The sequence below is a fragment of the Nocardioides sp. GCM10030259 genome, from assembly GCF_042666375.1.
Taxonomy (GTDB): domain Bacteria; phylum Actinomycetota; class Actinomycetes; order Propionibacteriales; family Nocardioidaceae; genus Nocardioides.
The window spans coordinates 14,397-27,475 of record NZ_JBHTDF010000020.1; the positions used below are offsets into that span (position 1 = coordinate 14,397).

General features: G+C 72.9%; 12 protein-coding genes and 1 tRNA gene. 10 read left to right on the forward strand and 3 right to left on the reverse strand.

Annotation, left to right across the window (positions count from 1 at the left end):
* Positions 1–70: 70 nt before the first annotated feature.
* The 6 genes from ACFQQI_RS17460 to ACFQQI_RS17485 all read left to right on the forward strand — a co-directional run bounded on the left by ACFQQI_RS17460 (position 71) and on the right by ACFQQI_RS17485 (position 4,431).
* Positions 71–1,666 (forward strand): AMP-binding protein, encoded by a 1,596-nt coding sequence (locus tag ACFQQI_RS17460; RefSeq protein ID WP_378566281.1) that lies wholly within the window; start codon positions 71–73, stop codon positions 1,664–1,666.
* A 34-nt stretch (positions 1,667–1,700) separates the two neighbouring features.
* Positions 1,701–2,165, forward strand: a complete 465-nt coding sequence (locus ACFQQI_RS17465) for a peroxiredoxin (protein ID WP_378566283.1) — start codon at positions 1,701–1,703, stop codon at positions 2,163–2,165.
* A gap of 200 nt (positions 2,166–2,365) precedes the next feature.
* Positions 2,366–2,437 (forward strand) — tRNA-Val (locus ACFQQI_RS17470).
* Between the two features lie 315 nt (positions 2,438–2,752).
* Positions 2,753–3,328 carry a TMEM165/GDT1 family protein gene (locus tag ACFQQI_RS17475; RefSeq protein ID WP_378566285.1) on the forward strand — a complete coding sequence of 192 codons (576 nt, stop codon included), beginning with the start codon at positions 2,753–2,755 and terminating at the stop codon, positions 3,326–3,328.
* Between the two features lie 2 nt (positions 3,329–3,330).
* Entirely contained in the window at positions 3,331–4,032 is a 702-nt protein-coding gene (locus tag ACFQQI_RS17480; RefSeq protein WP_378566287.1) for a DNA alkylation repair protein, read from the forward strand.
* A 12-nt stretch (positions 4,033–4,044) separates the two neighbouring features.
* A complete protein-coding gene (locus ACFQQI_RS17485; protein WP_378566288.1) occupies positions 4,045–4,431 on the forward strand; it encodes a hypothetical protein in 387 nt (128 codons plus the stop codon).
* A gap of 23 nt (positions 4,432–4,454) precedes the next feature.
* On the opposite strand, the gene ACFQQI_RS17490 is transcribed toward ACFQQI_RS17485, so the two are convergent.
* The 3 genes from ACFQQI_RS17490 to ACFQQI_RS17500 are packed head-to-tail and all read right to left on the reverse strand — an operon-like array spanning position 4,455 to position 7,059.
* Entirely contained in the window at positions 4,455–5,246 is a 792-nt protein-coding gene (locus tag ACFQQI_RS17490) for a class I SAM-dependent methyltransferase (RefSeq protein WP_378566290.1), read from the reverse strand.
* Positions 5,243–6,055, reverse strand: coding sequence for a glycosyltransferase (locus tag ACFQQI_RS17495; RefSeq protein WP_378566293.1), 813 nt, complete (start codon positions 6,053–6,055; stop codon positions 5,243–5,245). The genes ACFQQI_RS17490 and ACFQQI_RS17495 overlap by 4 nt, the downstream gene beginning before the upstream one ends.
* Complete coding sequence (locus ACFQQI_RS17500; RefSeq protein ID WP_378566295.1) at positions 6,052–7,059, reverse strand: GDP-mannose 4,6-dehydratase; 1,008 nt, start codon at positions 7,057–7,059, stop codon at positions 6,052–6,054. Before ACFQQI_RS17500 ends, ACFQQI_RS17495 begins: the two co-directional genes overlap by 4 nt.
* 147 nt (positions 7,060–7,206) lie before the next feature.
* Here ACFQQI_RS17500 and ACFQQI_RS17505 point away from each other — a divergent pair, with 147 nt between their 5' ends.
* From ACFQQI_RS17505 to ACFQQI_RS17520, 4 genes are read left to right on the forward strand one after another with little or no spacing between them, the layout of a single operon-like run.
* Positions 7,207–8,310 carry a glycosyltransferase family 4 protein gene (locus tag ACFQQI_RS17505; RefSeq protein ID WP_378566298.1) on the forward strand — a complete coding sequence of 368 codons (1,104 nt, stop codon included), beginning with the start codon at positions 7,207–7,209 and terminating at the stop codon, positions 8,308–8,310.
* Positions 8,307–9,557, forward strand: a complete 1,251-nt coding sequence (locus tag ACFQQI_RS17510) for a lipopolysaccharide biosynthesis protein (protein WP_378566301.1) — start codon at positions 8,307–8,309, stop codon at positions 9,555–9,557. Before ACFQQI_RS17505 ends, ACFQQI_RS17510 begins: the two co-directional genes overlap by 4 nt.
* Positions 9,558–9,603: 46 nt before the next feature.
* Positions 9,604–11,886 carry an HAD-IB family hydrolase gene (locus ACFQQI_RS17515; protein WP_378566303.1) on the forward strand — a complete coding sequence of 761 codons (2,283 nt, stop codon included), beginning with the start codon at positions 9,604–9,606 and terminating at the stop codon, positions 11,884–11,886.
* Positions 11,886–13,073: a zinc-binding dehydrogenase gene (locus ACFQQI_RS17520; protein ID WP_378566616.1), complete on the forward strand. Its 1,188-nt coding sequence runs from the start codon at positions 11,886–11,888 to the stop codon at positions 13,071–13,073. Before ACFQQI_RS17515 ends, ACFQQI_RS17520 begins: the two co-directional genes overlap by 1 nt.
* The last annotated feature ends 6 nt before the right edge of the window (positions 13,074–13,079 follow it).

The window sequence follows — 13,079 nt, forward strand, 5'->3', positions numbered from 1 at the left end:
CAGACGTTTCCGGCGCCCGGCCCCGGGGGAGCCTGCCGCTGTCCCCGGCCAGGAAGAGTTGACGTCCCCCGTGATCAACGTGAAGAGCGCCGCCGGCGCCGGCACCACCCTGAAGGTCCTCGGCAGGGCGGGCGTGATCCGCCCCCACAACCCGGTCGCCCTCGCCCGGACCGCCATGAAGCTCCGCGAGTGGGGAGTCGGCCCGGCCGGTGGGTTCACCGCCGCCGCGCTCCTCGACCCGCACCGGACCGCCGTCGTCGACGAGCTCGGGTCGCTGACCTACGACGAGCTGCGACGGCGCTCCAACGCACTGGCCCGGGCGCTCGCCGACCTCGGGGTCTCGAGCGGCGACGGCGTCGCGGTGATGTGCCGCAACCACCGGGGCTTCGTGGACGTCACGATCGCGGCGGCCAAGCTCGGCGCCGACCTCCTCTACCTCAACACGTCCTTCGCCGGCCCCCAGCTGGTCGACGTGATCGCGCGGGAGAAGCCGCGGGTCGTCGTCCACGACGAGGAGTTCGCCGCCCTGCTGGCGGGCGCCGACGTGGCGGAGCGGGTGGTCGCCTGGACCGACGGGCCGACCGACGCGCCCACGGTCGAGGGCCTGATCGCGCAGCACCCCGACGACGAGCTCGAGCCGCCCAGCCGCCACGGCCGCATCGTGATCCTCACCTCCGGCACGACGGGTACGCCGAAGGGGGCGCCGCGCACCGAGGCCGGGGTCGACGCGGCGGTGTCGCTGCTCTCCCGGATGCCGCTCCACTACGGCTGGCGCACCCACATCGCCGCGCCGCTCTTCCACACCTGGGGCTTCGCCCATCTCGCGCTGTCGATGCTGCTCGGCTCGACGATGGTGCTGCGGCGGCGGTTCGACCCGGCCGCGTTCCTCGCGGTCGCCGAGGCGGAGCGCTGCGACTCGCTGGTGGTGATCCCGGTGATGCTGCAGCGCGCCCTCGCGCTGCCCGACGCGGAGCTCGCCGGCTACGACCTGTCCCGGGTCCGGGTGGTCGCGTCGTCCGGCTCCGCGCTGCCGGGCGACCTCGCGCTCGAGTGGATGGACCGCTTCGGCGACAACCTCTACAACATCTACGGGTCGACCGAGGTCGCCTATGCCTCCATCGCCACGCCCGAGGACCTCCGGGCCGCGCCCGACGCGGCCGGGAAGCCGCCGTACGCCACGGTCGTGCGGATCCTCGACCCCGACGGGCGTGAGGTGCCGCGCGGCGAGGCCGGCCGGATCTTCGTCGGCAACGGGCTGCTCTTCGAGGGCTACACCGGAGGTGGCGGCAAGGAGGTCGTCGACGGGCTGATGTCGACCGGCGACGTCGGCCGCTTCGACGCCGACGGCCGGCTCCACGTCGAGGGCCGCGACGACGAGATGATCGTCTCCGGCGGGGAGAACGTCTTCCCAAGGGAGGTCGAGGACTGCCTGATGCGGCACCCGGCCGTCGTGGAGGTCGCCGCCGTGGGCGTCCCGGACCCCGGCTTCGGCAAGCGGCTGCGGGCGTACGTCGCGACCTCGGGCGAGGTCAGCGAGGACGAGCTCAAGGAGCACGTGAAGGCCAACCTCGCCCGGTTCAAGGTGCCACGGGAGATCGTCTTCCTCGAGGAGCTGCCGCGCAACGCGACCGGCAAGGTGCTGAAGCGGGAGCTGCGCACCGATTGAGGAACCCTCACCGCCGAGTGACAGGATTGGTGCCATGACAGGCCTCGAGCTCGGCGCGCCCGCCCCCGACTTCACGCTGCGCGACCAGTTCGGCCAGGACGTCTCGCTCTCGTCGTACCGCGACAAGAAGGCGGTCGCGATCCTCTTCTACCCCTACGCGTTCTCGGGGGTGTGCACCGGCGAGATGACGGGGGTCCGCGATCGGCTCGCCGAGTTCCTGACGTTCGAGACCGAGGTGCTCGCGGTCTCCTGCGACCCGGTCTACGCGCTGCGCGCGTTCGCCGACCAGGACGGCCTGAACTTCCCGCTGCTCTCCGACTTCTGGCCGCACGGCGAGGTCACCCGCGCCTACGAAGTCTTCGACGAGGCCAAGGGCTGCCCGCGACGGTCGTCGTACGTCGTCGACAAGGAGGGGCTGCTCCGCTGGGCCGTGCACAACGCCATGCCCGAGGGCCGCGACCTCGATGAGCACCTGCGGCAGCTCGCGGCCGCGGTCTGACGCCGGTCTAGACCGGCCCGGGGCGGTGAGTGAAATTTCCACCACGTCCGCCGGCGATGGCCTAGTCTGACTGCGTTGGACCGCAGGTGACCCGAGACTCCTGCGGTTCAACGTCATTTCGGAGTCATTTCGGACCGAGTTCGTGCCCACGCGGTTTCCTGCGTAGTCTGTGCCGCGCTCGGGCCGTCGGCGCCCGGCCGGGGCGTATAGCTCAGCGGTAGAGCACCTCCCTTACAAGGAGGTGGTCGGGGGTTCGATCCCCTCTGCGCCCACCGATCGTCGTACCGATCGTCGTACCGATCGTCGTACCGATCGCCGTACCGATTGTCGTCCGGCGGCGTACCCCGGGTAGGGTCGTCCGCGAAAGGGAGTAGTCCCCAACGGCTGTGTCGACACACTGCCTCCCGACGCCATCGCGGCGCCGGAGGGCCGGCGCAGCAGGCCGGGCGCCGACTCGATCAGGGTCGGACCGGCGGACGAGACTTTCGACCAGCACCACGACCGCTTTTCACCTGTGTCGTGCCTGGTCGAAGGCACGTCCGAACTCGTGAGGGCGTCTCTCCGGCCGGGCCGGAGAGAGGACCACCGTGTACGCCTTCCTGCTCAGCACCGCCGTCATCTTCGTGGCGGAGCTCGGGGACAAGTCCCAGCTGATGGCGATGACGTTCGCGGCGCGCTACCGCGTGCGCGACGTGCTCATCGGCATCACCGCCGCCACCGCGCTCGTCCACCTCGCGTCGGTCGGCATCGGCTACTTCGTCGGAGACGCCTTCGGTGACTACCAGGGCGCGATCTCGATCGTCGCCGGCATCGCGTTCCTGGCCTTCGCCGCCTGGACGCTGCGCGGTGACGAGCTCACCGACGAGGAGGCCGACAAGGCGCGCACCAGCAAGGGCGCCGCGATCCTCGCCGTCGGCGTCGCGTTCTTCCTCGCCGAGCTCGGCGACAAGACGATGCTCGCCACGATCACGCTGGCCACGCAGGAGGGCTGGCTCGGCACCTGGATCGGCAGCACGCTCGGCATGGTCGCCGCCGACGCCCTCGCGATCGTGGTCGGCGCCGTGCTCGGCAAGAACCTGCCCGAGAAGGTCATCAAGATCGGCGCCGCCGTGCTCTTCGCCCTCTTCGGTGCCGTGCTGATCGTCGACGGCCTCATGATGTGACCGTGGCCGACCCTGATCCGCTGGCGGACGCCGTCCGGGCCGCCCTCGCGGCCGGCGGCGACCCCGAGCGCGCCGTCCAGCAGCAGGCCTACATGAAGTCGGAGCTGCCCTTCCGTGGCTACAGCTCGCCCGAGCTCAAGGCGCTGCTGCGGCCGCTGCTCGCGGCGTATCGCCCCAGCGGGCGCGACGGCTGGGAGGCGACGGTGCGGGCGCTGTGGGACGACGCGACGCACCGGGAGGAGCGGTACGCCGCGCTCGCGATCGCCCGGCACCGGCGCGCCCGGGCCTGGCTGGCGCCGGAGTCGGTGCCGCTCTTCCGGCACCTCGTGGTGACCGGTGCATGGTGGGACCTCGTCGACGAGATCGCGCAGCACCTGGTCGGGCGGTCCCTCGCGGCGCATCGCGCAGAGCTGACGCCGGTGCTGCGGTCCTGGGCGAGCGACGACGACCTGTGGGTACGGCGTACCGCCGTGCTCTGCCAGCTCGGCCAACGGGACGGCACCGACACCGACCTGCTCCGCCACGCGATCGACGCGAACGTCGACGACGGGACGTTCTGGCTGCGCAAGGCCATCGGCTGGGCGCTTCGCGACTTCGCCCGTACCGACCCGGCGTGGGTGCGCGCCGAGGTCGCCCGGCACGGCGACCGCCTGTCGGGCCTGTCGCGCCGGGAAGCGCTCAAGCACCTCGGGGCCGTGGAGTAGTAGGTTCTCGGCATGATCCGGATGCTGATCAGCCTGCTGCTGACGCTGCTGGGGAACGCGCTCGGCCTCCTCGTGGCGGCCTGGGTGCTCGAGGACATGACGATCACCGCGTCGGCCTTCGTCGTCGCCGTCCTCATCTTCACCGTCGTCTACGCGCTCGCCCAGCCGTTCTTCACCCAGATGGCCCTGAGCAAGGCGCCCGCGCTGCGCGGCGGGGTCGCCCTGATCGCGACCCTCGTGGCGCTGATCGTCACGACCCTCCTCACGGACGACCTCTCGATCTCCGGCGCGCTGACCTGGATCGAGGCGACCGTCATCGTGTGGATCGTCTCGCTGCTGGGTGCGTGGTTGTTGCCGGCACTGTTCCTCAAGAAGAAGGTCGAGGAGCGCCGCGCCTGAGGCCCGAGCCTCGTAGCGCGATCTCAGCCGGTCTTGAGCGCGTCGACGTCGCGCTGGAGCAGCGAGTGCCGCCGGTCGGGGACGCTGGCAGCGAGGCCCGCCATGTAGGCGACCTTCACGGAGCGGACCAGCCGCTGCGTCGACCGGGACACGGGTCCGCGGTGGAAGAGATGGACCAGGTCGCCGACCACGACCCCGTCGTACCCCAGGCGCTCGGCCAGGGCGCGCAGGGCCTCGGGCGTGAAGAACGTGATGTGCTGCCCGGTCTCCGGCGTGTAGTAGTCCCACTCGTCCGGCTTCGGCGCCGGGTCGGGGAGGAGTCGGGTCGACATCAGCAGCCGGTCGGTGGTCGCCGCCACCGGAGCGAGTGACGCCACGGGGTCCACGAGGTGCTCGAGCACCTCGAAGCCGGTCACCAGGTCGTACCGGCTCCCCTCGAGGCTGGGGGCCTGGTGGTCCGGCGCGAAGATGTTCTCGGCCAGGGGGTCGAAGTGCTCGAAGGCGAAGCCGCGGTCGCGCATCAGGCGGGTGAGCGTGCCGTAGCCGCCGGCCCAGTCCAGGAACGTCCCGCCACGGAGCCGCTCGGTGCGGAGGAGCGCGGACGTCACGTGGGAGAGCACGACGCACCGGTCGAGCAGGCCGACGTCCAGACGCGCGATGGCCGAGCTGTAGGCCCGGTCCAGCCAGGTCGGCTCAACCGCCTGGACCATGCCGCAGGACGGGCACCGCACATAGGTGACGGTGACGTCGGTGAGCACCACGCCCTCGGCGAACGGTTCGGGCGTCGCTCCGCAGGCCCTGCACTCCTCGGTCACCCTGCGCTCCCTGAGGTGGTCGATGCGGACAGCGCCTGTGCCCGCGCGTTGAGCCGTTTCGCGGCCAACCGGCTCGCGATCCGCACCGGGACGTCCCACAGGGGCGCGATCGGCCGCGTCCACGGGCGCAGGTAACGGTGCTTGACGGCCTCCGACTCGGCGCTGGAGTGGGCTCGGTTGCTCACGGTGAGCGAGTCCGGGTGCCACCGGAAGGCAGAGGTGATCATCGGGGTCGGGATGAACCGGCCGTGCGCGCGCAGGCGCAGGAAGATGTCGAGGTCCATCGCGAACCTGAGGGACTCGTCGTACTGCCCGACCGCGTCGATCGCGCTCAGCCGGACCAGCGACGACGGCGTCGGCACCAGGTCGGGGCCCCAGCCGAGGATCCGGGTCGCCCAGGTGCCCGCTCGGCTGACGGCGATGGAGCGCCCGACCGGGTCGATGTAGTCGCAGGCGCCGAACGCGACGACGGCTCCCGGGTCCTCCTGGAGCAGCCGCGCCAGGTGGGCCAGCGCGCCGGGCAGGAAGTAGTCGTCGTCGTTGAGCCAGGCGTAGAACTCCTCGCCGTGCCGCGCGTCGAGGCCGGCGTTCACGGCACCGGTGAGGCCACGGCGGGGGTCGTCGACGACGTCGGCGCCGAGCTCGTGGGCCGCCGCGCGGGCGGCGGTCGCGCCGGCGGGGACAACGACGACGAGGCGGACGTCGACGCCCTCCTGCTCGGCCGCGCTCCGCATGGCGTCCGTGAGCGTGTCCGGTCGCTCGCCGAGCGTCGGCATCACGACCAGGACGGAGGGTCGGGCGCCGGTCATGCTCGCACCTCGCCCTCGGCCGCGACCCGGTCGAGCTCGTCGAGATCGGCCTGCACCATCGTCCGCACGAGCTCGGAGAAGCTCACGGTGGGCTCCCAGCCCAGCTCACGGAGCCGGGCGGCGTCACCCACGAGCGCCCGCGGGTCCGCGGGCCGGTAGAGGCTGGGGTCGACCGAGACATAGGGCTCCCAGTCGTCGATGCCGACGACCGCGAAGGCCTCGCGCACGAAGTCGCGCACGCTGTGGGCGTTGCCCGTCGCGACGACGTAGTCGTGCGGGGTGGGGGCGCCGAGGATGCGGATCATCGCGTCGACGTAGTCGGGCGCGTAGCCCCAGTCGCGCAGGACGTCCATGTTGCCGAGCGACAGGTGGTCGGCCCGGCCGCGCGCGATGGCCGCGACGGCCGCCGTGATCTTGCGCGCGACGAACGTGGGGGGCCGGCGCGGCGACTCGTGGTTGTACAGGATCGCGGCGGTCGCGTAGAGGCCGCGGTGCCGGTAGACCTGCACCATCGTGTGGGCGAAGTCCTTCGCGGCGCCGTACGGCGTGACCGGGTTGCGCAGCGTGGCCTCGTCCTGGGGTGCTGTCCCGGGGTCGCCGAAGACCTCGGCGCTCGAGGCCTGGAGGAAGCGGATCTCACGCCCGGTGCGCTCCTGGCGCTCCCACGCGGCGGCCAGCAGGCGGACCGCGCCGATCCCGATGGTGTCCGCGGTCTCGACGGGCGCCTCCCACGACCGGGCCACCGACGTCGAGCCGGCCAGGTTGAAGACCCGGTCGGGTGCCGACTCCTCGAGCGCGCGGAGCAGGCTGTCGTGATCGCGCAGGTCGGCCACGTGCACCTGCAGTCCCGGGAGCTCGGCCGCGATGGCGCCGACGACGGTCTCGTCACGGACGATGCCGTGGACCTCCTGGCCCTCGGCGAGGAGCCGTCGCGCGAGGTACCAGCCGTCCTGGCCGGTCACCCCCGTCAGCAGCGCCCGGTACCGGCTGTCCTGTTCAGTCACGTGGCTCCTCGTCGTCGTGATCGCGCCCACCGGGGGCGCGAGGCACAAGGCTAGGGCACGGCCTGCCGGATGACCGGTCGCCACTAGCATGAGGGCCGTCCGCACGCCCCGGACGCGACCCCGAGACGGAGACGATTCGCCCGCATGATGCCTGCTGCCCCTTCGCCACGCCCCGTCACCGTCGCGCTGCCGATGCTGAGCCTGGTCCGTGGAGGCATGGGCGGCAGCGAGACCTACGCGCGCGAGCTGACGCGAGGGCTCGCCGGTACGTCGGACCTCGACGTCACGGCGTACCTTCCCCGGGCAGCGGGAGGCTTCTCCGAGGGCGTGCCGGAGCAGGTGGTCGCGCAGGTGCCGGGGGAGGAGGGCACACGCGGTCGGCTGCTCAGCCAGCTGGCGGCGCGACGCAGCGGAGAGCTGCGGAGGGCGTTGCGCTCCGCCGACGTCGTGCACTACCCGCTGAGCGCGCCGGCGCCCCCGGCGCCGCGCGGCGTGCCGTGGGCGGTCACGCTGCTCGACGTCCAGCACCACGACCTCGCCGACCTCTTCTCCCGCGCAGAACTGCTCTACCGCACGCTCACCTACGACCGGCCGGCCCGGCGAGCAGCTGCCGTGCTGACGATCAGCGAGTTCTCGAAGCAGCGGATCGTGCACCACCTCGGCGTCGACCCCGACCGGGTCCACGTGGCGCACCTGGGCGTCGACACCAGCCACTTCGAGCCCGTCGTCGGCGACCGCGAGGACTTCGTGCTGTATCCCGCCCGCGGCTGGCCCCACAAGAACCACCGCGCGCTGATCGAGGCGATGCGGCTGGTCCGCGAGGAGCAGCCCGAGCTCCGACTGGTGCTCACCGGCGGCGGGCTGGACGACCTCGGCGGCCTGCCCGACTGGGTCGACCGGCGCGGGCTCGTCTCCCGCGAGGAGCTCCTCTCGCTCTACCAGCGCGCATCCTGCCTGGTGTTCCCGAGCCGGTACGAGGGCTTCGGCCTGCCGCCGCTCGAGGCGATGGCCTCGGGGTGTCCGGTGGCTGCCGCCAACGCCGGCTCCCTCCCGGAGATCTGCGGTGACGCGGCCGTCATGTTCGACCCCGAGGACGTCCGTGACATCGCGCGTGCGGTGCTCGACGCCCGGTCGCGCGGGCCCGAGCTGGCCGCCCGCGGCCTCGACCGCTGCCGGCAGTTCACCTGGGCGGCGTGTGCCGACGTGCACCGCGGCGTCTATCGCGCGATGGCCGAAGCGGCGCGTCGGTGACCGAGGCGACCACCACGGAGCGACGAACCTGGCCGCTCGCGGTCGGCGCCCTGGTCTCGGCGGTGCTGACCTGGGGCGTCCAGGCGCTCGCGTTCCGTGCCCTGGGCTCGGAGACCTACGCCGCGTTCATGGTGGTGTGGGGTGCCGTGTTCTTCCAGGTCGGTGTGCTGTTCGGGCTGCAGCAGGAGGTCACCCGAAGCGCCGCGTCGGCATCGGGGACGGCGAGTGGCAGCGCCGCGCAGGTGCCGATCTGGCGTTCGCCGGGGTTGCGCCTGGGCCTGCTCGTGGGCGTCGTCGGTGCAGCGGCCCTGCTCGCGTTCTCGCCGTTGTACGGCGATCGCGTGTTCGGCGACGACTGGCTCCCGATCGTGGTCGCGGTCGCCGGCGCGTTCCTGACCTACGCCCTCTTCAACGCCGTGAACGGTGCGTTGGCCGGCGGGCGGCGCTGGGGCTGGGTCGGCATCTCGATGGCGACGGAGGGCACGCTGCGCTTCGCCGTGCTCGTGGTGCTCCTGGCGGCGGGCGTCGGCCTCGTCGGCCTGTCCTTCGGGCTGGCCGTGGCGGGGCTGACCTGGCTGGCGCTCATGCTGTGGCCCGGCCCGCGCGCCACGCTCCACCAGCCGCTCGACCGGCGGGCCCGGGCGCTGGTCCGCCCCGCCTGCCAGGCGATGGTCGCGGCGGCCGCGGCGGCGATCCTGCTGTCCGGCTACCCCGTGCTGCTCAGCACGACGGCCCACGGGCCGCTCCCGGCCGAGGCGGGGGCCGTGATCGCGACGGTGGTGGCCACGCGGGCGCCGCTGCTGCTGCCGCTGAACGCCTTCCAGACCGTCATCCTGACGCGCTTCGTCGCCGCGGGGCGACACCTCGTGAAGCCGCTGGCCGCGATCCTGACGCTCGTCGGTGCGGTCACCGCGATCGGCTTCGTGCTCGGGGTCCTGATCGGGCCGTGGGCGCTCGAGATCCTCTACGGCGCCGACTACGAGATCGGCGGCTGGCTGGTCGGCGTGCTGGTGATCGGCGCCGGCACGCTGGCGATGCTGAGCGTCACCGGAGTGGCGGCGCTCGCGCTCGAGCGCCACGCCCTCTTCGCGATCGGCTGGATCGTCGCCGCCGGCGTCGCGACCCTGCTGCTCGCCACCGACATGAGCGTGGGGGATCGCACCGCGTGGGCCCTGGCCATGGGTCCGATCGCGGGCATGCTGGTCCACGTGGTCGGAGTGGTCCGGGGCCCGAGGACCGAGCTCTGACGCGCCCGCGTCGTCGCCTCGAGCCATCGGTAGTAGGTTTCCGGGCATGGTCCGGGTGCCGACGACTGCCGAACGTCTCGCAGGCCAGCATGTCCTGCTCACCGGTGTCACCGGGTTCGTCGGTGAGGCGCTCCTGCACCTGATGCTGGCCGAGGTGCCGGGGGTGCGGGTCACGGTGCTCGTGCGGCCCAAGGGGTCGACGTCCGCCGCAGCGCGGACGGCGGCCCTGCTCCGCAAGCCCATCTTCGCCGACGTCGTCGAGAGCGCCGGCGGGGTGGAGGCGCTGATGGAGGCGCGGGTCGGGGTGCTCGAGGGCGACCTGGCCGACGCGCCCGAGCTCCCCCGCGACCTCGACGCCGTCGTGCACTGCGCCGGCGACGTCTCCTTCGACCCGCCCGTCGACGAGGGCTTCCGCACCAACGTGCAGGGCACGCGCGAGCTGCTGGCCCGGGTCCGGGAGGCCGGGCCGGACGTCCACTACGTGCACATCTCCACGGCGTACGTCGCGGGCCGCCGGCGCGGCAGCATCCCGGAGGGGCCCGTCGACCATGACGTCGACCTCGAGATGGAGCTCGCCTGGGGGCTCGCGCAGCGCCAGATCGTCGAGCACCAGAGCCGCAGCGCCGTCGTGCTCGAGCGCGAGCGCAAGAAGGCCGAGAAGACGCACAGCCGGGCCGGCCTGCTCACGGCCGCGACGGCGACCGAGGAGGCCCGCCGGGAGTGGGTCAAGCGCGAGCTGGTGCGGATCGGCTCGGAGCGCGCCCGCAGCCTCGGCTGGACCGACTGCTACACGTTCACCAAGGCGCTGGGGGAGCGCGTCGTCGAGCAGCACGCCCGCGACCACCGGGTGTCGATCGTCCGGCCGAGCATCATCGAGTCCGCCCTGCGGGTGCCGCACGCGGGCTGGATCGAGGGCTTCAAGATGGCCGAGCCGCTGATTCTGGCCTACGGGCGCGGCGAGCTGCCCGAGTTCCCCGCGGCGGCCGACACCATCGTCGACATCGTGCCGGTCGATCACGTCGTGGCGGCGATCGTCGCGGTGCTGGCGCACCCGCCCGAGGCCGGCGACCCGGCGTACTTCCACGTCTCCTCCGGCGACCGCAACCCGCTGACCTTCTCGATGCTCTACGACAACGTGCGCGGCTACTTCGACGAGCACCCGTTCATCGCGGGCGACCGGGGTGCGGTGCGGTTGCCGGACTGGCGGTTCCCGGGCGCCGCGTCGGTCGAGCGGCTGCTGTCGACGAGCGAGCGCGCCCACCGGGTCGCGGACTACGTGATCGGGCACTCGCCGCGCGGCGACCGCACCCGCGACCTCGCCCGCAAGCTGGACCAGCAGGGACGGCGGCTGGAGTTCCTGCGCCGCTACCTCGACCTCTACCGCGAGTACGCCCAGGCCGAGCTGCGCTTCTCCGACGCCCACACGCTGGCGCTCTACCGGTCGCTCACGCCCGAGGACCAGGAGACCTTCGCGTTCGACACCGCGGTCGTCGACTGGGCGCACTACCTGCGCGAGGTGCACTGCCCGGCGGTCACCGCGCCCGTACGGCGGCTCGACGAGGCGCGCCGGGCCCGACGGGCGGCGGCGGACCCGTCCCTCAAGCCCATCGCGTCCGGCGCGGACGGGGTAGCGGCGTTCTTCGACATGGACGGCACGCTGCTGTCGTCGAACGTCATCGAGACCTATCTCTGGCTGCGGCTGCGCGAGCAGACCGGCGCCGAGCGGTGGGGCGAGATCGGCCGCGTCGCGGCGCGGGTGCCGTCGCTGGTGCGGGCCGAGCGGCGCGAGCGCAGCGCGTTCCTGCGGTCCGTCTACCGGCAGTACGCCGGCGCCCGGCTCGCCGACCTCGACGAGATCGCCGACCAGCACCTCGCTTCGCACGTGCTGTCGCGGCTCTCGCCCGACGCCGTACGCCGGATCCGCGAGCACCGTGCGGCCGGTCACCGGACCGTGCTCATCACCGGCGCGATCCGGCCGCTGACCCGGTCGCTCGAGCCGCTCTTCGACCACATCGAGGCCGCGGAGCTCGCCGTGGACGACCGCGGCGTGTGCACCGGCTACCTCGCCAGCTCGCCTCTGGTGGGGGAGTCGAGGGCGGCGTGGATGCGGCAGTACGCCGTGGAGCACGGCATCGACCTGGCGGCGTCGTACGGCTATGCCGACTCCCACTCCGACCTGCCGCTGCTCGAGGCGGTCGGCCGCCCGGTCGCGGTCAAGCCCGACGTCTCGCTCTTCCGGCACGCGCGCCGGCACCGGTGGACGATCGTCGACTGGGCGAGCCCGGACTCCAGCACGCGGACGCTGAACCCGGCAGGAGATCTCCGATGATGCTCGCCCTCGAGATGTTCCGGTCGGTGCCGCGCACGGTGGCGGGCAAGGCGATCGGCGGCCGGATGCCCGGCATCCTCTCCGGGTACGCCGCGCCGCTGCGGCTCGTCACGATCCAGGAGCCGAAGGTCGACCGTCCGGGCTGGGCGCGGCTGCGCACCCGCCTGTCCGGGATCTGCGGCTCCGACCTCGGCGCGCTGTCGGGGAGGACCAGCCTCTACTTCTCGGCCGTCGTCTCGATGCCGTTCGTGCCGGGCCACGAGGTGGTCGCCGAGCTGCTCGACGACTGCGAGGACCTGCCGAAGGGCACCCGCGTCGTCGTCGATCCGGTGCTCACCTGCGCCGCCCGCGGCGTCGAGCCGTGCGCCGCCTGCGTCGCCGGGCAGACCAATCGCTGCGAGCGGATCACCGTCGGCCACCTGTCGCCGGGCCTCCAGACCGGCTTCTGCAAGGACACCGGGGGCGGCTGGGGCCAGCAGCTCGCGGCGCACCGCAGCCAGCTGCACCCGGTCCCCGAGGGCTTCTCCGACGAGCAGGCGATCCTGGTCGAGCCGGTCGCGTGCGCGGTGCACACCGCGCTGCGGTCGGGCGTCACCGGCGGCGACCGGGTGCTGGTCAGCGGCGCCGGCTCGGTCGGCCTGCTCGCGACGCTGGCGCTGCGCGAGCTGACCGACGCGGGCGAGATCATCGTGGTCGCCAAGCACGCCCACCAGCGCGAGCTGGCCCGCGACTTCGGCGCGACCGAGGTGGTCGCGCCCGGCGAGGTGCTCCGCCGGGTCCGCCGCGCGACGGGCGCCTTCCAGCTCGAGCCGCAGTTCTCCTCGCCGTACCTGCTGGGCGGCGTCGACGTCGCGATCGACGCCGTCGGCAGCAAGCAGTCCCTGGAGGCGTCGCTGCAGGCGACCCGGGCCGGCGGACGCGTCGTGCTCTCCGGCATGCCGGCCGCCGCCGACCTGTCGGCGGCGTGGTTCCGGGAGCTCGAGGTCGTCGGCACCTACGCGTCCGCGCAGGGCGACGGCGCCTTCGACAAGGCGATCGAGCTGGTCGCCACCGACGCCGTCCAGCAGCTGGCGAAGAGTGTCGCCAGCTACCCGCTGCACCGCTGGCGGGAAGCACTCGACCACGCCCACGCGGCCGGCCGCCTCGGCACGGTCAAGGTGGCTTTCGACCCCCGCTCATCCCAGTGAGGAGTA

What these genes read in the sequence shown, in the direction of transcription:
- ACFQQI_RS17465 (WP_378566283.1), top strand. Translation starts at nt 1,701, where the DNA reads ATGACAGGCCTCGAGCTCGGCGCGCCCGCCCCCGACTTCACGCTGCGC.
- ACFQQI_RS17485 (WP_378566288.1), top strand. Translation starts at nt 4,045, where the DNA reads ATGATCCGGATGCTGATCAGCCTGCTGCTGACGCTGCTGGGGAACGCG.
- ACFQQI_RS17495 (WP_378566293.1), bottom strand. Translation starts at nt 6,055, where the DNA reads ATGACCGGCGCCCGACCCTCCGTCCTGGTCGTGATGCCGACGCTCGGC.
- ACFQQI_RS17505 (WP_378566298.1), top strand. Translation starts at nt 7,207, where the DNA reads ATGCCTGCTGCCCCTTCGCCACGCCCCGTCACCGTCGCGCTGCCGATG.
- ACFQQI_RS17515 (WP_378566303.1), top strand. Translation starts at nt 9,604, where the DNA reads ATGGTCCGGGTGCCGACGACTGCCGAACGTCTCGCAGGCCAGCATGTC.
- ACFQQI_RS17520 (WP_378566616.1), top strand. Translation starts at nt 11,886, where the DNA reads ATGCTCGCCCTCGAGATGTTCCGGTCGGTGCCGCGCACGGTGGCGGGC.